Origin of the sequence: Indioceanicola profundi (assembly GCF_003568845.1) — a bacterium.
GTDB lineage: Bacteria > Pseudomonadota > Alphaproteobacteria > Azospirillales > Azospirillaceae > Indioceanicola > Indioceanicola profundi.
The window spans coordinates 136,883-161,310 of record NZ_CP030128.1; the positions used below are offsets into that span (position 1 = coordinate 136,883).

24 protein-coding genes and 2 pseudogenes are annotated in these 24,428 nt (G+C 62.8%); 12 read left to right on the forward strand and 14 right to left on the reverse strand.

The annotated features are described in order from the left end of the window. The first annotated feature begins 601 nt into the window (after positions 1 to 601). The 3 genes from DOL89_RS21895 (at position 602) to DOL89_RS25160 (ending at position 4,560) form a co-directional block, all read left to right on the forward strand. The gene (locus tag DOL89_RS21895) at positions 602 to 1,591 is read left to right on the forward strand and encodes a DctP family TRAP transporter solute-binding subunit (protein ID WP_119681506.1); all 990 of its coding nucleotides are present in this window, start codon (positions 602 to 604) and stop codon (positions 1,589 to 1,591) included. Positions 1,592 to 1,628: 37 nt separating this feature from the next. Then, entirely contained in the window at positions 1,629 to 3,674 is a 2,046-nt protein-coding gene (locus tag DOL89_RS21900; protein ID WP_119681507.1) for a methyl-accepting chemotaxis protein, read from the forward strand. Positions 3,675 to 4,290: 616 nt separating this feature from the next. Beyond that, positions 4,291 to 4,560: a hypothetical protein gene (locus DOL89_RS25160; RefSeq protein ID WP_162937784.1), complete on the forward strand. Its 270-nt coding sequence runs from the start codon at positions 4,291 to 4,293 to the stop codon at positions 4,558 to 4,560. A 33-nt stretch (positions 4,561 to 4,593) separates the two neighbouring features. Here the strand turns inward: DOL89_RS25160 and DOL89_RS21905 are convergent, their stop codons facing one another. Further along, positions 4,594 to 4,839 (reverse strand): hypothetical protein, encoded by a 246-nt coding sequence (locus DOL89_RS21905; protein ID WP_119681508.1) that lies wholly within the window; start codon positions 4,837 to 4,839, stop codon positions 4,594 to 4,596. 462 nt (positions 4,840 to 5,301) lie between these two features. On the opposite strand from DOL89_RS21905, the gene DOL89_RS21910 reads away from it, so the two are divergent. Then, positions 5,302 to 7,122, forward strand: coding sequence for a sensor histidine kinase (locus DOL89_RS21910; RefSeq protein ID WP_162937785.1), 1,821 nt, complete (start codon positions 5,302 to 5,304; stop codon positions 7,120 to 7,122). Between the two features lie 29 nt (positions 7,123 to 7,151). Here the strand turns inward: DOL89_RS21910 and DOL89_RS21915 are convergent, their stop codons facing one another. The 7 genes from DOL89_RS21915 to DOL89_RS21940 form a co-directional block, all read right to left on the reverse strand. After that, positions 7,152 to 7,412: a hypothetical protein gene (locus tag DOL89_RS21915; protein WP_119681510.1), complete on the reverse strand. Its 261-nt coding sequence runs from the start codon at positions 7,410 to 7,412 to the stop codon at positions 7,152 to 7,154. Positions 7,413 to 7,439: 27 nt separating this feature from the next. Beyond that, positions 7,440 to 8,279 carry a DNA/RNA non-specific endonuclease gene (locus DOL89_RS21920; RefSeq protein ID WP_225890082.1) on the reverse strand — a complete coding sequence of 280 codons (840 nt, stop codon included), beginning with the start codon at positions 8,277 to 8,279 and terminating at the stop codon, positions 7,440 to 7,442. Positions 8,280 to 8,517: 238 nt separating this feature from the next. Then, the gene (locus tag DOL89_RS25165; protein WP_162937786.1) at positions 8,518 to 9,003 is read right to left on the reverse strand and encodes a hypothetical protein; all 486 of its coding nucleotides are present in this window, start codon (positions 9,001 to 9,003) and stop codon (positions 8,518 to 8,520) included. 121 nt (positions 9,004 to 9,124) lie between these two features. Beyond that, positions 9,125 to 9,631 (reverse strand): sensor histidine kinase, encoded by a 507-nt coding sequence (locus DOL89_RS21925; RefSeq protein ID WP_119681512.1) that lies wholly within the window; start codon positions 9,629 to 9,631, stop codon positions 9,125 to 9,127. Positions 9,632 to 9,720: 89 nt separating this feature from the next. Next, complete coding sequence (locus DOL89_RS21930) at positions 9,721 to 9,987, reverse strand: hypothetical protein (RefSeq protein WP_119681513.1); 267 nt, start codon at positions 9,985 to 9,987, stop codon at positions 9,721 to 9,723. Positions 9,988 to 10,090: 103 nt separating this feature from the next. Then, positions 10,091 to 12,040 carry a methyl-accepting chemotaxis protein gene (locus DOL89_RS21935; RefSeq protein WP_205574741.1) on the reverse strand — a complete coding sequence of 650 codons (1,950 nt, stop codon included), beginning with the start codon at positions 12,038 to 12,040 and terminating at the stop codon, positions 10,091 to 10,093. An 837-nt stretch (positions 12,041 to 12,877) separates the two neighbouring features. Continuing rightward, positions 12,878 to 13,282, reverse strand: coding sequence for a hypothetical protein (locus DOL89_RS21940; protein WP_162937789.1), 405 nt, complete (start codon positions 13,280 to 13,282; stop codon positions 12,878 to 12,880). 248 nt (positions 13,283 to 13,530) lie between these two features. On the opposite strand from DOL89_RS21940, the pseudogene DOL89_RS25170 reads away from it, so the two are divergent. The 4 genes and pseudogenes from DOL89_RS25170 to DOL89_RS21960 form a co-directional block, all read left to right on the forward strand. Further along, positions 13,531 to 13,853, forward strand: a pseudogene (locus DOL89_RS25170) (transposase); the annotation flags it as partial. Positions 13,854 to 14,035: 182 nt separating this feature from the next. Next, complete coding sequence (locus DOL89_RS26100) at positions 14,036 to 14,470, forward strand: hypothetical protein (protein WP_404813523.1); 435 nt, start codon at positions 14,036 to 14,038, stop codon at positions 14,468 to 14,470. Positions 14,471 to 14,587: 117 nt separating this feature from the next. Further along, positions 14,588 to 15,745 (forward strand): hypothetical protein, encoded by a 1,158-nt coding sequence (locus tag DOL89_RS21955; RefSeq protein ID WP_119681517.1) that lies wholly within the window; start codon positions 14,588 to 14,590, stop codon positions 15,743 to 15,745. Position 15,746: 1 nt separating this feature from the next. Further along, on the forward strand, positions 15,747 to 16,208 hold the full coding sequence (locus DOL89_RS21960) for a hypothetical protein (RefSeq protein WP_225890083.1): 462 nt from the start codon (positions 15,747 to 15,749) through the stop codon (positions 16,206 to 16,208). 319 nt (positions 16,209 to 16,527) lie between these two features. Here DOL89_RS21960 and DOL89_RS21965 read toward each other — a convergent pair whose 3' ends face one another. Beyond that, positions 16,528 to 18,912, reverse strand: coding sequence for a PAS domain S-box protein (locus tag DOL89_RS21965; RefSeq protein WP_119681518.1), 2,385 nt, complete (start codon positions 18,910 to 18,912; stop codon positions 16,528 to 16,530). A 674-nt stretch (positions 18,913 to 19,586) separates the two neighbouring features. Here DOL89_RS21965 and DOL89_RS26105 point away from each other — a divergent pair. Next, positions 19,587 to 20,210 (forward strand): annotated as a pseudogene (locus DOL89_RS26105) (IS701 family transposase). A 473-nt stretch (positions 20,211 to 20,683) separates the two neighbouring features. Here DOL89_RS26105 and DOL89_RS25175 read toward each other — a convergent pair. The 5 genes from DOL89_RS25175 to DOL89_RS21990 all read right to left on the reverse strand — a co-directional run bounded on the left by DOL89_RS25175 (position 20,684) and on the right by DOL89_RS21990 (position 22,654). Further along, the gene (locus tag DOL89_RS25175; protein WP_162937792.1) at positions 20,684 to 20,845 is read right to left on the reverse strand and encodes a hypothetical protein; all 162 of its coding nucleotides are present in this window, start codon (positions 20,843 to 20,845) and stop codon (positions 20,684 to 20,686) included. Continuing rightward, on the reverse strand, positions 20,829 to 21,059 hold the full coding sequence (locus DOL89_RS21975) for a hypothetical protein (RefSeq protein ID WP_119681519.1): 231 nt from the start codon (positions 21,057 to 21,059) through the stop codon (positions 20,829 to 20,831). The genes DOL89_RS25175 and DOL89_RS21975 overlap by 17 nt, the downstream gene beginning before the upstream one ends. Positions 21,060 to 21,189: 130 nt before the next feature. Further along, complete coding sequence (locus DOL89_RS21980; protein ID WP_225890084.1) at positions 21,190 to 22,035, reverse strand: alpha/beta hydrolase; 846 nt, start codon at positions 22,033 to 22,035, stop codon at positions 21,190 to 21,192. Further along, positions 22,032 to 22,223, reverse strand: coding sequence for a hypothetical protein (locus tag DOL89_RS21985; protein ID WP_119681750.1), 192 nt, complete (start codon positions 22,221 to 22,223; stop codon positions 22,032 to 22,034). The genes DOL89_RS21980 and DOL89_RS21985 overlap by 4 nt, the downstream gene beginning before the upstream one ends. 47 nt (positions 22,224 to 22,270) lie before the next feature. Then, positions 22,271 to 22,654 carry a hypothetical protein gene (locus DOL89_RS21990; protein ID WP_119681520.1) on the reverse strand — a complete coding sequence of 128 codons (384 nt, stop codon included), beginning with the start codon at positions 22,652 to 22,654 and terminating at the stop codon, positions 22,271 to 22,273. Positions 22,655 to 22,743: 89 nt separating this feature from the next. Between DOL89_RS21990 and DOL89_RS21995 the strand changes: the two genes are divergently transcribed. The 3 genes from DOL89_RS21995 (at position 22,744) to DOL89_RS22005 (ending at position 24,372) form a co-directional block, all read left to right on the forward strand. Next, positions 22,744 to 23,049 (forward strand): DUF6166 domain-containing protein, encoded by a 306-nt coding sequence (locus tag DOL89_RS21995; RefSeq protein ID WP_119681521.1) that lies wholly within the window; start codon positions 22,744 to 22,746, stop codon positions 23,047 to 23,049. Between the two features lie 391 nt (positions 23,050 to 23,440). Next, positions 23,441 to 23,935, forward strand: a complete 495-nt coding sequence (locus DOL89_RS22000; protein WP_162937793.1) for an Ig-like domain-containing protein — start codon at positions 23,441 to 23,443, stop codon at positions 23,933 to 23,935. 17 nt (positions 23,936 to 23,952) lie between these two features. Further along, on the forward strand, positions 23,953 to 24,372 hold the full coding sequence (locus DOL89_RS22005) for a calcium-binding protein (protein WP_162937794.1): 420 nt from the start codon (positions 23,953 to 23,955) through the stop codon (positions 24,370 to 24,372). Positions 24,373 to 24,428 lie beyond the last annotated feature (56 nt).

Genomic DNA, 24,428 nt, shown 5'->3' on the forward strand with positions numbered 1-24,428 from the left:
TAGGGGCACATGGGGTCGCAACCAACAGGACGAAGCTGGACGGCCGCCGGGCCGCCGGAACCAGCCTGGCGGAGGGGCCAGCGCGTGACGGGTGGCGACCAGGACAGGCTGTTCCGGGACGGCCCGACTTCCAGGCCGCCCCGTTCATTGCCGCTCCTGTGCCGCTGCCCCGGGTGGCGACGGGCCGTGCCGGCAAGGCCAGCCAGCAGACCGTGTCACAGCGTGGCATGATCCCCGGCACTTCGGGCAAGGGTGCTAGGAAAGGGTCGGAAATCGTCGCCAAGGCTCCTCATAGAGGAGGCGCCCGCATGGAGGGCTTCCGCCAGAGTTGAAAGTCCATGAACGCGCCGATGCACCGGGACGGTATTTGGCGTTAACGATACTTGCATTGTGACGATCGCGTCAGGGTGCCGCTGAACGCCTGTTTCCTCAGGATAGGCCGCCCGGAAGATGAAAGCAGGATCAACATCGCGCCTGCTTCCACGGTGCGCTGATTCGACTTGCTTTTTACACGAAGCTGCCGCCTATCATGTGGAGCTAACACAATCGATATAGCGGGGCGCTATGTCGAGCATGATCCGCACCCACGGAAGGTTGGTCCATGAAAAGCATCCGCTTGCTTGCCGTCGCCGCAACCCTCGCCCTGTTAAGCCCGGTGCTGGGCGGAAAAGCCCACGCGGACTCCGCACGGGTGATCAAATTCGGCTATATTCTGGCACCGGAGTCCCAGCTTGGCGCCGGGGCTACGGCCTTCGCCAAGGTGTTGGAGGCGCAGACCCAGGGCCGGTACAAGGTCGAACAGCATCCGAACGCCGCTCTCGGGGGCGAAGTCGAGATGATGAAGGGGATTCAACTCGGTTCAGTCGACCTGGCCTTCATCACCGGTGCACCGCTTCCAACCTTTGTTCCAGAGGTCGGCGTGCTGAATGTGCCCTTTATCTTCCGGGACGCCGCCCATGCCCATGCCGTGCTGGACGGGCCGATCGGGGCTGACTATTTGAAGCGCTTCGAGGCGGAAAGCATTGTCGCCCTGGCCTGGGGTGAGAACGGCAACCGCCATCTCACCAACTCGCGTCGCCCGGTGGCCACCCCGGATGATGTGAAGGGGCTGAAGCTCCGCACCCCGCAATCCGACGTGATCATGAACGGCTTCAAGGCTCTGGGGGCGGATGCCAGCCAGCTGCCCTTCCCGCAGCTCTTCGAGGCGTTGAAGGCCGGCCAGTTCGACGGGCAGGAGAACCCGATCGCCACCATCCAGGCCTCCAAATTCGATCAGGTCCAAAAACACCTGACCCTGACCGCCCATGTCTACGACCCGGCCCTGATCGTGATGTCGCCGGATCTGTGGGACGAGGCGTCCGAGGAGGACCGCAAGGCCTTCCTTGCCGCCGCCAAGGCCGGAGCGGCCGCGTCCCGCGCCTTTGCCGCGGAGGCTGAGGAGAAGGGCGTCGCCGCGCTGGAGCAGGCCGGCATGCAGGTTGTCCGCACAGTCGACCGCGCCGCTTTCGCCAAGCAGGTCCAACCCGCCATGGCCGGCTACGAGGCCAAGTTCGGGGCGGACACGATCGCCCGTATCCAGGCGGCACGCTGACCGGGTCGCAGCAGAGCCAAACAGGGAGGCCGACACCATGTCCGTGCAAAGCTTCGCCCATCTCCGGCTTGGCGGTCGCTTCAGCGGCCTCTCGATCCGAACCCGAGTCTTTGTTGGTGCGCTCAGCACCACGGCTCTGCTGCTCGTGCTTGCTGCCACAACATTGCGCAGCGTCACCATTGTGGGAGGCTCGGCAACAGCCGTTACCCGCAATGTCGATCTGACCGCCCTTGCGGCGGAGCTGGTCCATGGCGTGGATCGGCTGCAGCACACCACCGTGGCCTATGCCCTCTATGAATCGGACACGGCACGGGTTGAGGTGGATGCCGCGGGCGAGACGCTGACGAAGGCGATGGCGGCGCTCTCCGGGCGTGCCGATACAGCGGACTTGACCCTCGCTGTTCAGAAGCTTGCGGCGCGCACCGATGCGTTCCGGACTGCCATGAGCAAGGTGGTTGAGGGGATCGGCGAGCGCCGCGCGGCCACAGCCAGTCTTGTCAAGTCTGTGACCGAGATGCGGACCATTCATTCCGCGCTCCAGAACTATGTGGTGCGCGAGAGTCAGTCCGGGCTTCTTTCCCCGGTTTTGCGCCTCAATGAAGCCCTGCAGGGAAGCTCAGGCGCCGCCCTTCGTTTCATCAGCTCCCGGAATCCGGCCGATGGGCAGACGGCCCGGACGGAGCTGGCGACGGCTCTGCGGCTGAAGGACGAGATACTGGAGGCCGGCCAACAGGTGCCGCGGGTGCAGCGCTTCGGCCGCGCGCTTGGCGACACCTTGGGCGTTTACGGCACGGCTGTGGAAGCGGTCATCGCCGCCACCGCCGCGGTGGATGCAAGCCTCGAGGAGCTGCGCGCCCTCTCGGACATCCTCGACACGGAGACGGGCAGCCTTGCTGGGCTGGCGCGGCAGTCGCTGGACCTGTCCTCGGCCGCAATGATGCGATCGGTGAACTTCACCTGGATCACGACGCTGGCCGGCACCATTGTCTCGGTGGCCCTCGCGCTTGGGCTGGCGCTGGTGGTCAGCCGCTCCATCGGCCGCCAGATCGCCGCCATGTCCGGTGCCATGGACCGCCTGGCCGCCAATGACCTTGCCGTCGACGTGCCCATGGCGGAACGGCAGGACGAGATCGGCGCCATGGCCCGGGCGGTCCAGATCTTCAAGGAGAATGCAGCGGCCAAGCTCCAGCTGGAGGCGGAGCAGATTGCCGCTGATCAGCGCGCCGAGCAGGAGAAGAAGGCCGCAGCGCGAAAAATCGCCGGCGATCTCGAGATGCAGGTCGAGAGCCTGATTGGCCGACTGGAACAGGCCATGACGGCGCTTGAGACCAACGCAAGAACGCTGAGCGATCAGGCGCACAGCGGTCAGAGCGAGGCCTCGGCCGTAAACCAGGCCATGGATGAGGCCAGCGCCAATGTGCAGGCTGTGGCCGGAGCCACCGAGGAGCTCGCCATTTCCTTCCAGGAGATCAGCGGCCATGTGACCCGGGCGGCCGGCATCGCCCAGACGGCCCAGGGCCGGGTCGGCGACAGCACAGGACAGATGCAGCGCCTCTCCGAACAGGCAGGCCGCATCGGGGATGTGGTAAGCCTGATCGCAGGGATCGCCGGGCAGACAAATCTGTTGGCCCTCAACGCCACCATTGAGGCTGCGCGGGCAGGGGACGCCGGCAAAGGCTTTGCCGTCGTGGCGTCCGAGGTCAAAGCCTTGGCCACCCAGACCGGGCGGGCAACCGAAGAGATCAGCACCCAGATCGCGTCGATGCAGCTGGCGACCCGCGAGGCGGTTGCGGCCATTGAGGCGATCCGCCATACGGTGGATGAGATCACCAGCATTTCGACCATCATTGCCGGGGCCGTCGAAGAGCAGGAGGCCGCCACGCGGGAGATCGCCCGCAACGTGCAGCAGGCCTCCGAAGGCACCAACCGGGCGGCGGAGAACGTCTCCGGGCTGCGCAGGATGGCGCAGGCGACGCTGCAGGCGAGCGGCGAGGTGCTGGCCTCCGCCAGTGCGCTGGGTGGCGAAACAGCGATCCTGCGTAGATCTGTGGCCCAGGCAATCGCGAGCCTGAAAGCGGGATGAGGGCAGGCAGTGGAGCTGCCACCCGGGTGCAGGCAGAACGGAGCTGGCCGGCCTTATCGCGGACGAGGTCGGCATTGCCGTAGATCGCGGTCCGGCCGGTGCCGTTCGCCACCGTCAGGCCAGCCCTCTCGGCACTCCCGGAGCAGTTCCGGAGCGGGGCCGTGATGCCGGCCGTACAGGTTTCCGGTGGGATCGGGCAGGATCAGACGCCAAGCTTGCTGAGATGCCATTCCGGCGACTCAAGGCCTGTGGGTCGTCAGGCCGGACCATCAGCCAGCGCAGGCCCTCGCCAGATTTGCCGACCAGCCCGCCCTGTGAATTGCGCCAGTAGGCTATCGGATGCCCGTTCCGCCAATGTTCAGCCCAGCTGGAGAGGAACAGCTCTCTAATCCGACGCGCCCGCGACGGCCCTGTTTGCAAGAATCGGCATAGTCTGCGAAAGATGATCTTGGGCAACTTGACCTTCCATTGGTCATGGCACAAAACATTAACATGTTTACGATAGAAGGTGATGTTGGGAAAACTTGACAGAGCGGACCTAAACTGACTTGCGAGGGTATGTGATGTATCATAGTTTCAGGGAAACGCCGTTCCTCGACTGTGGGAAGCCCTGATTTTGCCCAGAGATGCGGAAGAAATTTTCGACCTGGTGCGGACTGCTTCTGCGCATTCTCCGACGCGTCTCGACCCTGTGGCCAGCCTGAGAGAGGCCGCGGCTACGATCGAAACTGCAAATCCAAAAATGGCGGAGCGTCTTCGCTTCTACGCGGACTGCGCGGAGCTCGGCATAGATCCCAGGCTGGCCCATGATCCTTTGCTGTTTGCCATGGAAGTTATTGCGCGACGGAAGCCAGAGCAGACCGAAAACGAGCTGTCAGGTGATTGATGGTCCGGCCGTTCGGCTGCGGTCCGGTTTTCTTCACACGGCCTCGCAATTGCCGGCGATTGCTTCCAAGGCCCTGAACAGGAGATTCGAGTCCGGATCATGGTTTGGGTCGCTTCCGGTGAAGGCGCAGTGCGCCCTCCACCGCAGGCGAACCGCCACCAGCGGATGGCCAAGAGCCGCCATGTCCTCCGCCCATTTGTGGAGAATCGCCATTTCATCATCGCCGATGCCGGTTCCCAGGCACGGCATCGGATCAGCGCTGTTGGCATCGTCCGTCATATTTGGTCCCCTTTTCGCACAGCCACGGCCGAGTGCAAACGCTGACGAGCAGCGCACTTGCCGCGGCGTTTATAGCTTCCGTTCGTTGATTACAGGTTGTTGAACCTGGACAGCAATATGCGGTTTGTCTCAGCTGGGTTCCTTAGAAGGCTTGATGCTCCGACTCCGCTGGAGAGAATCGCGTTTTCGGTTTCATATGGCGGTTACCGAAGCTTGACCCTCGTGGCCGGCAGTGGCCCAAATTTCAGGACAGTGGTGAAAGCTCATCGAAACTGGCGTTCCGGCGGTCCGTGCCGAGCCGCACCCCAATCTGCCGCAACGAATCCAGTAGCCATTTGCCCCGCCGACTGGCACTGCGGGCACAATGCAGGCTCCAGATGGCATGAGATCATCGCAACTGATTGTTCAGGGGAATCCTTGAGACTGGCGGCTGCTCGTCAGGTGTGGATCATGAGGGAGACAATGGGCGACGCGGCGAGATCAACTCCGCCCCCTACCGGGCAACTGCGGCACTGGTTGCAGGGGAAGGCGAAGCAGGCTGGTCTTGTCGGGGGCTTCCTGGTCCTGTGGCAAGCATTGTTCCAGGCCGCAGCCATTTTCGGCGTGACACACTATGCCAGCGTTTTCTACCCGCCGGCTGGGCTGAGCATTGTGTGTTTGATGCTCTTTGGCGCGTGGTTCACCCCGGTCGTGGCATTGGCCTCCCTGATCGCCGGCGCAGGTTACTGGTATCCAGACGATCTACTGACCTGGGCTGCTACGACCCTGGCCGTTGTAGCGGGTTATGGCACGGGAGCTGCCGTCTACCGACGGCAAATGGCGCGCCGCGACCAACCCTCGACCTTCTTGACCACCGGCCTATTCTGCCTGGTTGTAACGGCAACGGCGCTCGGCACCGCTGTACTCCACGGCGCGGCCTATGTTGCGACGGGGGCGGCCAGCCTGGAGCAGAGCCTTTATTATGTCGGTCTGTTCTGGGTTGGCGATCTCGTCGGCATCTTTACGGTGACGCCGCTTGCCTTTCTTCTGCTGGCCTATGCTGCCCCGCAATTCCTGGCGCGTAGGATGCCCTGGCTGCAGATTGAGCGTCTGCCGAGCTGGAAACGTGTGCTGCTCTATGGCGCTGTGCTCGGTGCCGCACTCTGTGCTGCTTACGGGCTACCGGGCCTTGTCCGGGCGGACCTCCGACTCTGGCATCTGCTCCTCATTCCTGCTCTTGGCATCGCACTGCATGGAGGGCTTTCTGCCGCTCTACTTGCTGTTTCTGTGCTTAACGTTGGGAATGTCGCGGTCGCTACCCTGGCCGGCACCGAGATGCCGTTGCCCGAACTCCAGAGCCTGATGCTGGGCACCTCCTTGGCCACCTTGTTGCTGGGCGCCATGGCGTCCGATCGGCGCCGCACCGTGGGCATGCTGGAACGCGCCGTCGTGGCGCGCACCTGGGAATTAACGGAGGCGAACCGGAATTTGGCCGCGGCCAGTCGGGCAAAGTCCGATTTTTTCTCGCGTATGAGCCATGAGTTGCGGACGCCGCTCAACGCCGTCATCGGACTTTCCGATATTCTGCGCATGGAAACGCCAGATCCGGTCGACGTGGCATCCACCCGCGAATACGCCCAGATCATTTATGACAGTGGTAAGCATTTGCTGCATCTGGTGAATGGCTTATTGGACCTTTCCAAGGCCGAAGCCGGCAAGCTCGACCTGCGGGAGGAACTCACAACCATTGACGCGGTGATCCGTCGAGCTTGCCGTACTGTGCAGCAGCAAGCCGAGCAGGAAAAAATCACTGTGCTATTGAATTTGCCAGATGCACTTCCATCGGTGCGCATAGATCCGACAATGATGTTCCAGGTCGTCTTGAACCTATTGTCAAATGCCCTCAAGTTCACACCGGATGGTGGTCGGATCGACATATCGGCGGACGTTGCAGCCGGGGAGGCCGTCCTGATACGGATTGCCGATACAGGGGTTGGAATGAGGCCGGAAGAGGTTCGCCAAGCATTTGAACCTTTCGCCCAGATCGCACCGGCACATAACCGGAGGCAGCGTGGCACCGGATTGGGGCTGCCGATTGCGCGATCCTTTGTCGAGGCGCACGGGGGGACCCTGCAGTTGGAGAGCACGCCGGGGCAGGGAACTGTGGCGACGATCCTGTTGCCCTGGGTGCGTGTCGTGAACAGGATCCTTGATCCACGAGACGGCCGGTCCTGCACAGGTCAGATGAGCCTCGCTGAGAGGGGGCCAAGCGGACCGCTGCCCCCGACGGATTGCCGCGCCTAAGCCACGCCGGCTGGAGTGTTCTGCTCCTGTCAAACAAAGGGGTTTTTTACCCCGGTCGGCTCGTCTGGCCCGTCAACATGATCGGGCAAGCGGTCCTTTTCCGCTTCCAGGCATACCGCGATCGCCTGGATGGCAGCCTGCAGCGCCAGGATCTTGGCAAGGCCGGCCTTGTCGCGGGTGATATCGGCATTGCCGTAGATCGCAATCCGGTCGGTGCCGTTCTCCAGCGTCAGGCCGGCCAGCTCGGCGCTCTCGGTGCAGTTCTGGAACGGGGCCTTGAGGCCGGTCATGCATATCTCCACGGGGGCAGGGCAGGGTCAGAGGCCGAGCTTGCGCAAGAGCCACTCCAGCAGCTCGGCAAGGGCATCGGCAAGAGCTTGGTCCTCATTCTGGGCGGCGGCAGTGCGGGAGCGGGGCCGCTTGGGTTCCTGCGGTTCCGGGAGGTCCATGGCCCGCTGCCGGGATGACGCCGGCAGGAGGGGAAATACCTCGATGCCTGTGCGCCGTTCGAGCGCGGCGATTGAGATTTCCTCGTGGGACCGGCCGGGCGCATTCGGGGTTACGTAGGCGGCGGCCTCGCCGGTCCTGGGGTCGAGGATGGCCTTGTAGATATGGGTCGGGATCAGCACCCGGCCCTTCAGCGCCTTGACCTCGCTGCCCTGGTAAATGGGGCCGGTGACCACATAGAGCTCGCCGCGCTCCAGCGCCAGATCGCGCGTCGCCGTCTCGATCAGGCGCCAGAGGTTGCGGTTGTTGTCCGGGTTCTGCGGGATCATGTTCGCCAGCGAGAAGCTCTGGTGCTGGCTCTCCGGCTCCGGCATGTCGCCATTGGGCGCGAGGTGGCCGCGGTCATAGCCGGACCGGGCATAGTCGGAGAGCCGGGCCCGGTCCTGCGCCGGCAGGCGGGACTCCTCATGGAAGGTGTCATTGCGCTCATCACCCTTTGCGTCCCGCACCCGATGCCGGGTCAGATGTTCCGCGGCGTAGAGCGCGGTCCGGGTCAGGCCGGAATGCAGCAGGGCGAAGCCGATGTTGCAGAGCTCGCGGGCTTTGGGGGCGAGCTTCTCATTGCGCAGGACAGGCGCCTCGCCGCCGGCAAAATGCTCCGGGCATTCGGTTGCAGTGGCGGCACTGGCGGTCAGAATCAACAGCGCCAACGCGACTGGCGCGCATCGCTGAAAGTAAATTCCCAATCCTGCGTCCATTCCTTCGGCGGGGGCTGCGGATGGCAGCGCAATCCCACCTGTTTCCATCCACGACCGGCGCGGTGCAACCGTCTTGGTTAAGACAAGGCCTGCCAACTGCACACTTTCCCACCTGGTGGGCACGCTCTTCGCTTTCTGTGTGCTCTGCGGCATGCGGGGCATGGACGAGGCGGCGGTACGTCACGGCACATCAGCGCCGCGGACTGGCAGGCGCCTTGTCTCTGGACGAGGAGGACGTTTTTTCCGCAGCTTGAACACAGTGCTGGAGACTGATCCGTGCCGTTGCCGCGCTGCCATAGGCCAAGCGCCGGTCGCTGAAGGCCCTACGATGATATTCATCCGTACAGGCCAGGGCGAGCCGTGCCAGCTCCAGATCGCTCAGCTTTGCCACATTGATCATCGGTTGCTCTCCTGGCAACTGGCGCCGCACGAAAAGTGCGGCCGCCGGACCATGAAATGCAGCCCATAGCGGCCAGCCAGCAGGATAGCAGAGTTCGGCTTCTGCCTTCACCGGGGCATTGGAATTCAGGCAATATGGCAGGACATGCTCCGCAAATGCGGTCGGGTGCAAAAAGGGTTTGGGGCAACCTATTTGTAGGAACAAGGCCATCTGCTGCAGTATCGACGCTGATGCCCTGACTGCGGCATCCCAGTCCTGGACCGGCCGGTGCACCATCGTTCCGTCCCTCCGCGAGCCCGGGACGTTCAATCGCAGCCGCCGGTGCCGGCGACTGCCGCATCGGATTCCAGTGAGAAACCCGGCAGGCCGGCCCGATAAATCAGGTCTCTATAGTGCCTCAAGACAAGGTGATCTGCTCTAGTAGGGGCAGGGACAAGGTAACCTCTGTTCCCGCTTCGGGCTGGCTCTGGATCAACACCATACCCCCGTGCAATTCAGCCAGAACACGGGAGATAGAAAGCCCCATTCCAGATCCCTGATGCGGACGGGTCAGCACATTGTCGTTGATCTGGACAAAAGGCCGTCCAAGGTCCGGAATCCTGTCCGGCGCTATGCCGGTTCCGGTATCCGTCACCCGGACAGCGACGGCACCGGGGCTCACCTCCGCGAGGATGCTGATGCATTCCCCTGCCGGTGTGAACTTGACGGCGTTGCCCGCAAGGTTCAGCAGGATTTGCCGGAGACGGCGATGGTCGGCCCTGATAGCCGGAGATGGCGGGGTCAAGGTCAAAGCCATTGTCAATCCTGCCATTTCGGACTGCCGCTGCATCAGGCGGATCACCTCTCCGCAGAGTCGGCCGAGATCGACACGTTCATCCTGCACGGCAAGCTGGCCGGCATCCATCCGGGCCCTGTCCAATATATCATTGGTCAGAGCCAGCAGATGCCGGCCGCTGGTGTGAATATCTTTGGCATTTCGCCCTTCCCGGCGTTTCAACCGGCTGACATCGGCTCCGTCGGCTGCCCGAACAGCTCCTGCAGCGTCGCACGGACACGTATGAAATCACCATTGCTGCCGGGAAGCTCCAGCTCCCACCAATAATCGAGAAAAGACTGGCGTGAGGCAGCGCTTCCGGCCTTCTCCTGCGCATATTGATACAGCCGATAACGGCCTGGAGGCACGGGGAGGCCTTCGAGGCCCTGCAGACAGGCCGGACTCCGTATCTCGATCCACTGGCAGTCATAAAGGCGTGCGCTCATAGGGTTTCTCCAAATACCAGCAGTCGGCGGCAGCTCGCCATTTCTCTTTGAGGGCAGATTTCACTGTCCGGCCCAGTCAGTTCGTTTTGGCAGCTTGCATCTGTCAGGCGGCCCGCACGCCTTGAATGAATCCGTCGATGTTGTTCTTGAGCACGATCGCCTGCCGGGCCACGTCCTGGGAGGCGTCGAGCACCTGGACCGAGCCAGCAGCAGCACTCTCTGCCGCATCCCGCACGCCCTGGATATTTGCGGCAACCTCCTGCGTGCCTTTCGCGGCATCGGAGGCGTTGCGACCGATTTCCGCGGTGGCTGCAGTTTGCTCCTCCACCGCGCCAGCCACGCTGGCCGCAACCTCGTTGAGCCTGTGGATGACGCCGGCAATGCTGGCAATCACCTCCACGGCACCCGAGATGCTCGACTGCATGCCGCCGATCTGGCCGCGGATATCCTCAGTAGCACGGGCCGTCTGGGTGGCCAGCTGCTTGACCTCCGAGGCTACCACGGCGAAGCCTTTCCCGGCCTCGCCGGCGCGTGCCGCCTCAATGGTGGCATTCAATGCCAGCAGATTGGTCTGTGCCGCTATGCTCTGGATCATCTCGATCACATCGGTGATCCGCCGACCGGCCTCGTCGAGCCCGGTGATCATTTCCTTGGCCTGGCCGGCCTCCTGGGCCGCATGTGAAGCGATGTCGCGGGCTTGGGTCATCTGCCGTGCCACTTCCTGGATGGTGCTGGTCAGCTCCTCCGCGGCAGCAGCCACGGTCTGCACATTCGCCGAGGCCTGCTCGGTGGCCCCGGCCACCACAGTGCTCTGCTGCGAGGTCTGCTCCGACGTGGCCGAGAGCGACGGGGCTGTTGCCTCCAACTCGGTCGCCGAGGACGTCACCACACCGAGCGCCGCCGTCACGTCGCGCTCGAACTGCTGGATCAGCCGTTCAACACCAAGGGCGCGTTCCTCCCGGATCTGATGCTCCTTTGCCTGCGCCTGCTCCAGGCGCAGCCGCTCCAGGGCATTGCTCTTGAAGACCTGCAGGCCCTTAGCGATGTCGCCGACCTCGTCACCCCGCTCAGCGCCCGTCACTTCGATATCCGTTTCGCCCGCGGCGAGCTGGCCGATCACCTGGGTCATCTTGCCGAGCGGGGTGACAATGCGCCGGCGGAACACGCTGCCCAGGACGAAAATGGCTGCCGCCACAGCCAGGGTCAGGAGAATGGCGGCAACCATCTGGCCCATGGCTTCATCGGCCTGCGCCTCCACATAAGAAGTGCCGTCCGCCAGGGCGGCGTCGCGGACCAGCAGGATGGATTGCAGAAAGGCCGTTTGCTGCGCCCGGAAGGCGGAGAGTTCGAGACCGTGCCGGCCGTCATCGCGGGCCGCCTTGAGAATATCGGCATAAAGTGTGAGGCCCTCGCCGAAATAGTGCCGCTTCACCTGGTCAAAGGCGTCCGCCAGTCCTGGTGGCATTCCGACCTGTCTTCCCTGGATTTCAGCCCGGGTCCAGAGTTCATCGACGCGGCCGGCAAGCTCTGCATCACGCTCCAGCACCGCTGGGGCAGCTGGAGCGCCAGACGCAACAAGCTGAGTCATGGCAACGCCGCGATTACCGGCCGTAGCCCGAAGGTCCATCGCGAGCCGGGCCAGCGAAACGAACAGGCCGGCTCTGGCATCGCGTGCCGAGACCTCGGTCTCCAGCACTTGGAGAATCGGCGTCAGTTCACCCACCTGTGCGGCAGCCGCTGGGGCATAATCTTTCAGGAGTTGCGGGTTCCGTGCCGCTTTCTCCCGTGCGACTTCAGTGACGGCGCGGGCGCGCAACGCCGCTACCCGCTTGAGCAGCGCCGCGAGCTGCTCCATCTCGGCCGTCCGGCGCGTCATGCGATCCAGCATGTCAAGAGCGGCAGCAAAGGCCGTGTCCGTTGACATGGCATCGGACGCTATCTTTGCCCGGACTTTGTCCGGTGCCGCAGCCTCCTGAAGCAACGCTGCCCCCACCGTGCCCCGCTCAAGCGCCAGGGTCTCTGCAGCACGCGCGACAGCCCCCAAGGCGGCCATGTGCTGCTGTGCGGCATGGCTGTCGATCCGGCGGCTGTACTGCTGGTACACAAGGGCGAGGGCCATCGCGACGGCGACGGCCCCGATGGCGGTGATACACAAGCTGAACAGGGTGTTTGCGCGCACGCCAATTCTCCATCACTGAATTAGGCGCGCTCTACCACTTTAGTGTTATGCGAACATTAATTTCCGCTGGTGAAACAAGGATGCAAATGCCGGCATAGTGCGACAGAAGCGCCGAGGCGACCGGTGCTGGACGTCGGCGTAAACCATCAGCACACAGGGCGCGCCCTAGTCATTCGCGGGACGCTCCGCACTGTTGCCAGCCTCATCCAGCGCGGCGTGTTTATGCCCTGGCCGTCATTTCAGCGCCTGCACAAGGCGTCTGTGGCCAAGTGCACCCTCCACTTTCCTGTTTCAAGGATATTTTCGCTGCTCCGCTTGGGGAACTGTGCTTCTCTTAACCATCAAGCGGTAGATACGCGTTGATCCGACAAGGATGATTGTCTTCGGACGAGGCCGCCGTGACAGCGCATTCCCGCCCTACATGTTCTATCTGCCCGTCCTGGGTGCTACCGCCAGGTCGATCAACCCGGCGTTGTGCCTTGGATCAGATCCCGACGATTGCGGACCATGCCTGCCATCATCGCGGCACTCTACCCGCCAGGGTGACACGGCAAGACGATCTCTTTGTCTCCGAAGCCGTGCAGGTCGGCGCGGTTCCACCAGCACGCAGCGGCAGATAAAAACCCGTTTGCCCGTTCACCACGGGGATGGTGGGCGTCACCGATGACTGTCTGCGGCCCGGAGGACACTGGCGTGCCGCGGCGGGTCAGCCTAGACATCGGTGATCAGCGCCTTCATCTGGTCATAGCGCTGCACAAGCCGGCGCAGCTTGGAGGCGGCATCCAACGGATCCACGTCGATCATCAGCATGATGTCGTCGACAAGGGTGAAGAGCAGGTGGATGGCCTGGAGATCACGAGAATCTGTACCGCTCCTGGATAGAGTCTGCCGAAGGCGGGCGGCATCGTCCGTTAGCAGGCTGATGAAGGCGTGCAGGAGATCGATACCCGCTCCATGCAGCGCTGTGCCCGGCATCTGCTGGAGCAACCGCTCCATATGGTCAAAGCGGTCCATCTGACCGCTTGGCCGACCGGTTCTGGCCAGCATGAAGCCAGCCAGACAATTCACATCGGCCGTCTCACCACGCCCGCGCCGGAAGGCAATCACGATCCCCACCACCAGCACTCCTAATCTGCTTGTGCGGTGAAATCTGCGCGCAGGTCATGAAGAGGTTGTAACTGCAGTGTTTGGGATTAAGGGGTATGTCGACAGGACTGCCGGCCGCAGGAGCGCTGGCCTCACAATTCGGGTCAGTGTTCCGCTCCAACGTAGCGCCTGGTCAGCGTTGCCATTCTCTATGGCACTGGAATCGCCCTGGTGCGGCCAGGCTGTCCTGGACCTGTTTGGGGTCCCGGATTTGCGGGATGGCGGCGTCACGCAAACCTGACCCCTCGGATGTGTTGGACGAGGAATGGACGCTGGTTGCGCCCTATCTGATGCTTTTGCCGGAAGCTGCCGGGCAGCGGGAGCAGGGGCTCCGGGACGTGTTCAACGGCCTAGGCCACGGTGTGACGACCGGTGCGCCTTGGCGCTGGAAGCCGCATGACCTGCCGCCCTCGGCGGTGCACCAGAAGGCGCAGCCCTGGCCGCCGGCTGCTTCGAAGCGCTGGCCAAGGATTTCCGGGCGGTTGTGCGGATGACCGCCGGGCGCCGGAGCACACCCATGGCCGCCATCCTGGACAGCCGCGCTGGCGGCTTGCTGCCTCACCTCAGCCGAAGTGCGCCGCCGGCAAGTGGCTGAAGGATGCCGTCAACGGCTGACACCAAAAGCAACCTGCGCCTGGCAGGTGGACGAGACCTAGATCCGCATGAAAGGCCGGTGGATGTACCTGTACCGCCGTCGATGCCCAGGGGCGGACCTTCGGTATCCTGCTTTGCAGCAAACGGGATGCGGCGGTTCGGCGCCTCTTTTGCAGAGCATCAAAGCAGCAGCACACGAACAGCCCGCGGACCATCACCATCGACAGGATCGCCGCTTCTCCAAGCGCCACCAGGACGATAAAGGCAGGTGAGCTTTGGTGGTTCCCCGAGCTCAGGCAGCGAGAATATCTGGATACCATCATTGGGCAGGATCATCGCCAGCCGCGAGATCATGGCCATGATCCACAAAGGCCAGGCTCCGCCCATGGCAGACCCGTTCAGGCCGCCTCAAGCGTCGCTCTGTTCAATGGCGCCGCTTGGGGGTATCGGCTAAGAGCGGTTCTGCAACCATTCCCAAACATTGCAACAGAATGCCAAATAGCGCTTAATCATATATTTCATGCGCCCAGGTATTGTTGGCCGATTCCGAGTATAGACTCATGATCGCGCGTGTAACAGCCCCCTTCGATTTAAAATGTCCGCGTGCAACAGGTGGCAAAGCCAAGAATAGGACTCAATGTCGATTGCCACCGCCCTATCCCTGGAGAACAGGAGGCATGCATGCAAGCGGTGGACTGGCAGCCCGGACTGAACTACGGGACCGGCTACGACAATGTGCGTGGCGACGCCAAGCAGCCGGCCGTCGTCGGCGGCCACGCGCCCATAGATGGCGCCGCGGGCCAGCAGGGCGACTTCGCCTTCGTCAACATCAACGCCGAGAGCGACTTCGACCAGGCGGCGGACATCGACGTGAAGATCGGCGGCGGGTTCGGCCTCATCGGCGGCAGCGCCAAGTTCAAATTCAAGGAGCGGTGCAAGGTATCAAGCCAAGCCACCTTCTGCATGGTCCGCGTCAACGCGCTGAACGCCTATGAGGGGATCGTGGACCCCAAACTGGCGCCAGAAGCATGGGAGCTCCTGAGCAACGCCAACAGCAAGAGGTTCCGCGAGCGGTTCGGTGACCTGTTCGTCAGTGGCATGTTCATCGGCATTGAGTTCTACGGGGTTGTCAGGATCGAGGCCCAACGCGTGGAGCGGCAGAAGGAGATCGCCGCGTCCGTCGAGGCGAGCTACGGGATGTTCGCGAGCGGGGAGGCCAATGTCGGCTTCAAGGAGAGCATGTCGAGCGCGGAGCACAAGATAGAGGTTTTCGTCTACCAGAAGGGCGGCAGCGTCGAGATATGCAAGGGCATCCCGGACCTGTTCCGGCTGGCGTCGAATGCGCTCAATGAGGGGCGCGCCGGGCGCGGCTACCCGTTCGCTGTGACGCTCGACCCCTACAACGAGCTCAAGCTGCCCAATGACGACGCGTCGTTCGTGGAGATCGAGGCCGCGCGGCGCAACCTTGCGCGCCTGTCCGATCACATGCGGGCCCTGCAGAGGATGCAGAACGACATCGACTTCGCCCTGCGGAACCAGGCTTGGTTCCAGGACCTGGACGCTGCCAAGCTGAACGCGATCAATGACCAGATATCCGCTGAGCTGAACCGGATCGTGGAGCAGGCCGACATGTGCTCGCGCGACTTCGCCGCCTGCAAAGACTACAGCCCCGATTACCCGCAGATGCCGGAGCTGGTCCGGAAGGACGGCGCCCCCGTGGCCGAGCCCCCACCGCCTCAGCAAACGCCCCCGCTGGTGAGGCCGGACTGGAGAAAAGCCATTCTCGTCGGCAAGGTCGAGAACATCCAGCTGAAACGTTTGCAACGCGTGGGAGGCTGACATGGGCGGAACAGTGGACACGGCGATCGGCGCCACCAGCTTCTTCTGGGATGTCGTCAAGGACGGCATGAAGGTGAACGAGGGAACGGCGGTCAGCGTGCTTCCCGAAGGCCTGTCGGTGCGCGACATCCCCGACTGGCAAGGGCCGGTGACCATGTCCGAGTTCTACTCGGAACTGTCGTTCCTGTTCGAGAGCGAGATCATCGATTTCACGCTCGCGGTCTCGTGGCTCTATAACGGCACCTACATCGGAAACTTCCACCTCACGGCGGATGGCTCGGTGCAGATCCTGTCCAGCCTGAACGTGTCAATGGAGACCGGTGACGCGTACCCGGACGCGAACGGCGTGTTCCAGCTGCCGTACAGCATTCACCTGCACGCCTGGAACATCACCGGGGGTAACAGGCGGACCACCATCAAGGCGGTCGCCCGTGGCGACGGCGGCGGCATGAGCATTGCCTGACCGAGAGGACGGTCCACGAGGAAGGGCCGGTGCAGCGATGTGCTGCCCCCACCTCCTCCTCGTGGCGGCGCTAGGTGTTTGATCCCGGGGTGTGGTGGCACGGTTGACCACCACACGGCGAGGGATGCGCTATGGGCCAGGTTCTTCACGGAAGCGCCCGCACGACGGAGGCAGCGCATCCGCCAGCCGATTGCGCTGGCACCACCCAAGGCATCCGCGTAGCAGAGAGAATGGCATCGATATTCTTCCAGGTCTCCTGGCGAACGGTCGGCGGCGTGGTCTTGCTGTCTGCGGCCCTGGTCCGGTTGCGGCTCCTGTATCACCCCTGGCCCATGTCGGTGCCCACAATTCTCCGGACTGCTTCCCGCAGGGCCCGAATGTCGACGGGTTTGGTCAGCAGGCAGAATCCGGCCTCATGTGCGCGCCGCAGCGTTTCCGGTCGCGTATCGCCTGTGAGTAGCACCGTGCGTCCTGCCGTGCCGGAGCACGATGCCGGAATTGCGCCAAAGCCATCGCCGTCGGGAAGTTGGAAATCAGAGATGACCAAGTCGAAGCGCTGGTCCGCCGCTGCGGCTCGCGCTTCGGCAACCGAGTGCGCCAGGGTGACGTCCAGCCCCCAATCTTCAAGGGCCATGCGCAGCCCCGCCGCCACCATCTGGTCGTCTTCCACCACCAGCACGGCGCATGCGGGTAATGGAAGGTCGGCTGACGGAGGAGAGGCCGCGCTCGCGGGGGGCGCCTTCTCCCCGTCAGGCACCCAGACGCTGAAGGTCGAGCCCTTTCCAGGTTCGGAACGCACGTCTACTCGATGCCCGAGAAGCGCGGCAGCACGGCGCACCGTCGGGAGGCCGAGCCCGAACCCTAGGGAGCGGTTCGTCTCGCCCACGCGCACAAAGTCCTCGAAGACGCGCTCCTGGCTTTCCGCTGGGATGCCCGGACCGGTATCGATCACGCTGATGCGCACGCAGTCTTCTGCGCGTGCGCATTCCACCGCAACGCCGCCGCGTTCCGTATATTTGACCGCGTTGGAGATCAGGTTGCGTAGGATCAACTCGAGCAGGAGCCGATCACTGTGCACCACCAAATCGGTGGGCGGTACCTGGAACCAGAGCTTTGCTGCCCGCGCGAGCCCTTCGAACTCTGCGCCCAGCCGGTAGAGCAGGTCATCCAGCGCAAAAGCCTCCACCCGGGGTTCGACGACACCAGCCTCCAGGCGCGCTGTCTCCAGCAGCCCGTTGAGCATGGTACGCAATCCATCGAGCGACAGAGACACCATGTCGACCAGATCGCCGGCTTCGGGATCGCGCACCCGGCTCTCCAGCAGGCCGAGATACAGGCCCGCAGCCATGACCGGCTGGCGGAGATCATGGCTGGCTGCAGCCAGAAAGCGCGATTTCGCTTGGTTTGCCTCCTCCGCCGCCCGGCGGGCGTGGTCGGCTTCGTCGCGCGCCGCTCGCAGCGCCGCCTTAGCGGCGTGCCGGGCCGTCAAATCGACTGTGACGGCGAGCAGGCTCGGGCCTTGCTCCCCGTCCAGACGGGTCAGGATGCTGTTTGCGCACACCTCGTTGCCGTCAGGGCGGCGATAGCGCTTGTCCAGGGACACAGACTGCCCGGTCTCCAGCACTTGGCGCGCGGCAGCGAGGCTTGGACCCACATCATCTGACTGGGTGACATCCGCGATCGACAGGTTCAGCAGGTCCTTCCGCGGCCGTCCCAGAATATGGCAGAGCTCGTCATTTACTTGTAGGAAACGCCCGTCCGGTGCGATCTCGGAAAGTCCAACCGCGGCGCGGGCGAAGATGGCGGCCAGCCGCGCCTCACTCGCACGTAACGCCTCCTCTGTTTGCCGTCGCGCCGTTATATCACTGGCCGTCCCAAACCATTCAACGATCTCGCCCCTGGCATCCAGGATCGGCACGGCGCGGGACAGCGTCCAGCCAGTGGTCCCATCCGCGCGCAAAATCCGATGTTCAAGTTCGTAAACGCTCTTGGCACGAATGGCACTCTGGATCGCATCCCGAACACGGGCGCGGTCGTCCGGGTGGACATACTCCTGCATCCAGGTTCCGCTTGGATGCTGCGTATCGTGCACAATTCCCCGGCCAAAGAGACGGCGCATCTCCGACCAGTCAGGGCTTGTCCGGTAAATCACATAGGAGCTTGCTTCCACCAATGCCCGGAGCTGTGCCTCGCTCTCAAGCAGGGCAAGGGAGGCCCGGTGCTCCTCGGTGGTTTCGATGAGCATAGTGAGAATACCGGCGGGCGGGCCGCTCTCGCCCGGAATGGGGGTGCAGCTGTAGGTGAACCAGGCATCCTCGATCCTGCCATTCCGGCTGAAGGGCAGCAGCTGGTCACGAGCCTCTGCTGCACCCTTCCCCGCCAGCACGCCGGTGAGCACGGGTCCGATGGTGTCCCAGAGTTCCGGAAAAACCTGCTGGGCTGGCTTGCCGAGCGCAAGGGGATGTTTCTTCCCGATGACTGCGGCCCAGGCATCATTATAGAGCAGAACAAGATCCCGACCCCAGTAGATGCCCATTGGCGTTTGGGCGCCCAGCATAATCCCGACTGCCACGGTCAGGCTGCCCGGCCAGGTCTCAATCGGGCCAAGAGAGGTGCCTGACCAGTCGTGGTCCTGCAGCAATCCTCCCATTCTGCTACCGTTGGCGTCCCATGCCGCGCCTGTGTGGCTCGCGTCAGAAGCCATGATTGCGGCTCAAATTTAAGGGCCCGGCGCCTAGGCGCGGTTGGGATGGAACATGGACCTGACGCAAGCGCAGCTTGGTAGCGCTCTTCCGGTCGAGCGCACCAGAGCGTTTCACGGCGGGCCGGGCCTGGATGATGTCCGGACCTGGGCGGAGAACAACATTCCGAACACTACGCCTGGACATGGGAACACCCCAATGGAAAGCTGTCATGTTCCAAGGTGGCAACAAGGCTCACGCAGCTAGATCGCGAAATGTTTGGAAAGTGGCAGAGAGGCTCCAGTCGGGCCGAGTGGGAAGAATATTTGTACGCGGATGCAGGCGGAAGCTGGAATCTGAGCTGCAATGATAGAGATTCTCGGGTGTTGAATCGGATCTGGGGAGGTGTCCCATGTCCGGCATTGCCGTCGATGATCTCCTCGAAGTGTGGTCGGCGAAGTTGCAGGGCGCCAAAGCCCGGCTTCAAACCCTGTTTGCTTGGGCAACCGTGGCCAGATCCGCTGCCGCCTTCCTGGACGGGCTATTGGGCCCGGAGCGGCGGAAAACCGGATGGAGGTGCCGAGGTGGCGGGTGATGCAAGGCCCCGGCGCCAGCAGCCCGTGCTGGGGCGCAGCCACTGGGACGCGGATATCTGGTGCGCGATCAGGCTGTAGAGCGCCTGGCCACGGCGGAAGCGGTGCTGGTCGTCGACGAAACAGGGGTCCTGAAGCAGGGCGAGGCGTCCTGTGGGGTTGGGCGGCAGTACACCGGCTCGGCGGGGAAGATCACCAACTGCCAAATCGGCGTGTTCGCCGCCCAGGTCTCCGAAGGGGCACGCCTTTGTTGACCGGCGGCTGTATCTCCCAAAGCATGGACAGATCATCTGGAGCGGTTGGCGGGCGCTCATGTGCCGGACGGGGTGAGGTTCGCCACCAAGCCCGCCATTGCAGCGGCCATGGCCCGGCGGGCGGAAAATGCCGAGGTGCCGTTTGCCTGGGCGGCGGCGGACAGCATTTATAATGTGGGCGAGCTCGAGATGTCGCGACGCCGGGCCGGCAAGGGCTATGTGTGCGGCGTCGCCAGCAGCCACCTGTTCAACAGCTGGCGGGCAGACCTCTGGATCTCCGGGACCGCGCCGGCGATCGCACAAAGCCTGCCGGCCGACGATGATGTCCGGCGCTCGGCCGGCGCGGCAGCCAAGGGCTCACGCCTATATGACTGGGCCTATCTGGAGCTGGCGGATCTTGACCGAGGAGGTCGGAGCACCGGCTGGCCTGGGCTTATGGACACGCGGGCTGCTGGTACGACGAAACATCCTTGATGCGGACTGTACCGACTTTACCACCTGGTGCCCCAAAGGGACTGGTATCGAGACCCTGGTTGCCGTGGAGGGCAGACGGTGGGCCATTGAGGATGCGTTCGAGACCGCCAAGAGTGAGTTGGGGCTGGACCATAATGAAAGCCGCAGCTGGCATGGTTGGCATCGGCATGTCTCATTGGTGATGCTGGCCTTTGCCCTGCTCGCGGTGGTGCGCCACAAGGCAGACAGCTTCACCACGCCCCCAAAAACCCGATCGCGAGCACAAAGCCAATGGTCCGCTGGTCGGTGCACGAGATCCGTCGTGTTACCAGCCGCCTGAACCAGAGGCGAATTGGGCCTGCACTGGTCATCGTCTGGTCCGCCTGGCGACGATGTCACCAAGCATTGTCCCAACTCGCCCACCCCAAACATAAGATGCCGCTGTAACGCTAGGGGGCCGGGCACTGAGGGGACGACACGCTTTGCGCTCGGCTTCACTTGGCCTGTGCGGAGGGCTCCGCCTCGGCGTTGGCGGATCCGGCCGGACGGCATTCCGCCTCTGTCAGCACATGCGGCCCGTATTCGGTAGCGCGGAAGAATTGGCTGTCCTGACCGACAACGTCGACGAACCAGCGATTCTCACTCTGGCTCCACATTGGTCACGACCTCGCCGGTGCCCAGTGCAAAGTTATTCTGTAAGCGCTCCAGATTAGAAATGACCGGCTCATAGCCGTCAAGATAGGCAATCTTCACCTGCTCGGCCGGCGGAATCGGGGGCTGCACATTGGTTTCCGGATCGGCCAGCGGGCCAAGCGCCAGAAGCGGAGACAGTGCAACGCCGCAGACAATGGTTCTGAGCAAAGACGTCATGGGAGCCTCCTGCTCGACCTGATGAAACTGGCACGAACAACCTCGTTCCAGTACATCGGTTCTGTAGGAGCAGCGGCATAGCAGAAAGCAGGGCCACCATCACGCGGTCCAGCATTGCCGCGCATCAAGACTAAACAAGGCGCAGCAGCGCTCTTGTCAGCACACTGTCCGCCTGTGTGAGCTGGTCCAGGATGGAATAATGGTTCTCACCGTCCAGAGGCAGCAGATGCACGTCGTAGCCCTTTGCTTTCAGAGCTTCCGCATAGGCGCGAGAGTGGCGTTGGAGTTCCGGAAGTTCGTCCGCGCCATAAGCCAGCACCGCCGGTTTGGCCTGATCGGGAATATTCCGGATTGGACTAAGGGTCTGAACTTCTTCGTCCGTGAGGTTCAATAGGGCATTGAGGCGGCCGCGCTGGATGGGCTCTACATCGAAGAGACCGCTTAGACAGAACAGCGCATCCACCTCTGGCATGTTCATGTGCAGGGACGCCAGATGTGCGCCTGCCGACCAGCCGGAGATAACCAAGCGGCCTGTGGCCACCTCATGCAACGGGCCGTTTTCCCGGAGAAAACGGATGGCATTGCGGATCTCACCGTTGAGCTCGGTCAAGGACGCATCTGGGGCCAGGGTGTAGCCGATCATGGCCACATCGAAGCCATGTGCCATAGGGCCTTCTGCGAGGCAGGAGAACATCTCCTTGGCATTCCGCTGCCAGTAGCCGCCATGCACGAAGGCCATCAGTGGAGCCTGCCGATGGCCACAACGGAAGAGGTCGATCCGGTTGCGGGGGCGCGGCCCATAGGGTAGGTCCAGAAGGTCAGGCTGGTGCCGGCGCAGTTCGGCGCTGCGGTCCACATAGCCTTGCAGGATCTTTATGCCCTCCGGCACAGCAGCGGAATTGTCGTAGGCGGTATCCAGTTCGGCGCGGCTCATACCGCGCCAAACCGGACCGTCGCTGGTCTGTCCGCTGCTCACTTCTGCTTATCCTTCTTGGCATCACGGGTGACTTCCGGGAACACCCAGAGGGCCACCGTCATGAAGATGCCAAGGAATAGGACAGCGTATTTGGGACCGGTCTGGCCCAGATAATCCTGGAAGAAGTAGGCGGCGACCATGGTGATGAGCACAAAGATGGACAGGGCTACCTTGATCGGGAAGGGCATGATTTCCTCCATTCAGCAGGTTAGAGGTAGAGCCATTGAATTGGCTTTTAGATCAGGTCGGTTGCACCATACAGCAGGGAAAGGCACAGAATTTGGACAAGGAGCAGGGCAGCCAAACCCGGCTTACCGTCACGCCACCGGGCAGGAAGGCTCTGCAGCAGGGTTGGGGCGAAGAGGAGCAGCAGACCGCCACAGATCACAAGGGAGGTCCACCGCAGCTCGCCGATTCCGTAAGCAATCGTCCCGGCCGTAAGAGCCAGCAGGGCGGCGAGATTTCCGCCGATCAAGGGCAGGGTACCCGGGCCTTGTGCAGCTTTGGGGCGGAGACGCAGCGGAAACATGCCGACAATGAGGTAAAAGCTGACGCAGCTGATTGCGAACAGCAGGATGAACCAGATCAGTGCCAGCACATTCGGTTCGATTGCATCCATTGGACAGCTCCAGCGACGCTTGACGTACCAATGATATGTCAGCTAGCTTTCAACCGCAAGCCCATCATGAGCAGGGAGGGAGAAACGCTATGACCAAGGTTTATCGGGGGGACCGCACCATCGACGGCGTGTCTGTGACCGTGGATGGCCAGCCGCTGCCGTATCGCACCGATTTGAAGCGGATCGCGGACGATGATTTCGAGTGGAGCTACGAGGGCGATGCGCCCAGCCAGCTGGCGCTTGCCATCCTGGCCGACCATCTGGGCGATGAGCAGGCCGTGGCTCTCTATGACCTTTTCATGCGGGAGGTGGTTGCCAATTTCAGCAATGAGTGGGAGATGACGTCGGAAGATATTGACGAGGCTTTGTCGCAGATCCGGAGCCAAGCGGCTTAATACTACAGCGGGGATTTACCGGTTGGATACGGCGTTGCCAATGGCACTGATGCGCGCGTTGCTGGTGGCGCCTTCTCCAGATGGACCATGCGATAACGGCGGTGGGTTCTGGTGGCGGCAGGCCGATCCAGGACGCCATATGACCCTCTGCATGGCCGCGGCTGCATTCCTGGCCCGGCTGTCCGCCGAGTTGCGCCGGTCCACCTGGAACAAAGCGAACGAAAGGAGTCCGCCAAAGTCAGTTGCCGCGTGAGCCTGCGCCCGGCACTCCTCCCATCCGTGCCCGAGATCCGCTACCTGCTCGCCCGGCTGCTCCTGAAGCCGCGCACCGCCCGAGCATTCATCTTTGCGTGGTCACGCTGGCGACGGCGACATCAGGCTGCTGCCGAGCATGCCCATTACCGCAAACGCCACTATTCGCACCTGTAGTACTAGCACGCTGACGTTCAGCGGAATGCCGGCACTTGGTGATGGGGGTACGTTGGATATCAGGCTCTCGGCCACGGATCTTGCTGGTGCGAGGGTCCCTGATGACTTCACGATTGAAATCGAGCCATCGAACCATGGGCCGGTTGCCAATAGCGACACGGTCAAGGTCAATGAGGACGCTACAACGCTGAACCTTTGGAATACGCTGCTTGCCGACGATACCGAACCCGATGCTGGCGATACCCGCACGATCGTTTCGGTGAACACGGAGGGTACGGTCGGAACGGTCAGCTTCAGCGCCGCCACGCGAACAGTTACCTATAGCACCGACGATCCGGCCCGGGATCTGCTCGAACCGGACGGTGCCCCGGTGCCGACCAGCTTCATCTACATGATCCGGGATGCTGGCGACCTTGAGTCCACCGCAACGGTCACGGTCAATGTTCCGGGTGTTTAGAGCCCACACCGACCGGCGTGTTCACCGGCACAAAGGGCAACGACACGCTGCAAGCTACATCGGCATCGGAGCGGATGAATGCCGGTGACGGCGACGATGTGCTTACTGGGGCCGGCGGCGGCGACACGATGAATGGTGCCGATGGTGCCGATCTGTTCCTGTTCGGTCCGGGGTTCGGCAAGGATGAGGTGATTGGCTTCAAGGTAGGCGAGGATAAGATTCATGTGCTCGACTATTTTGATGGCACAAGCCTCGACACCCACGTGGAGGCCTTCGCCTTCTTTGACAGCAATGGCGACACCACGCTGAGCGCCCTCGATGACCGCATCAGCCTGGCCAAGGGACGCCTGGTCCTCGATTTCGGAGAGGGCAATCAGATCAGCTTTGTGGGGGTGAAGGAGCTCGGGTCCGACGCATTTGATGGTGCGATGGTCTGATATCTCCGCGCCCGGCCCTGGTACTGGCCTAACCCGCCGTAAGCCCATCGCGCGTG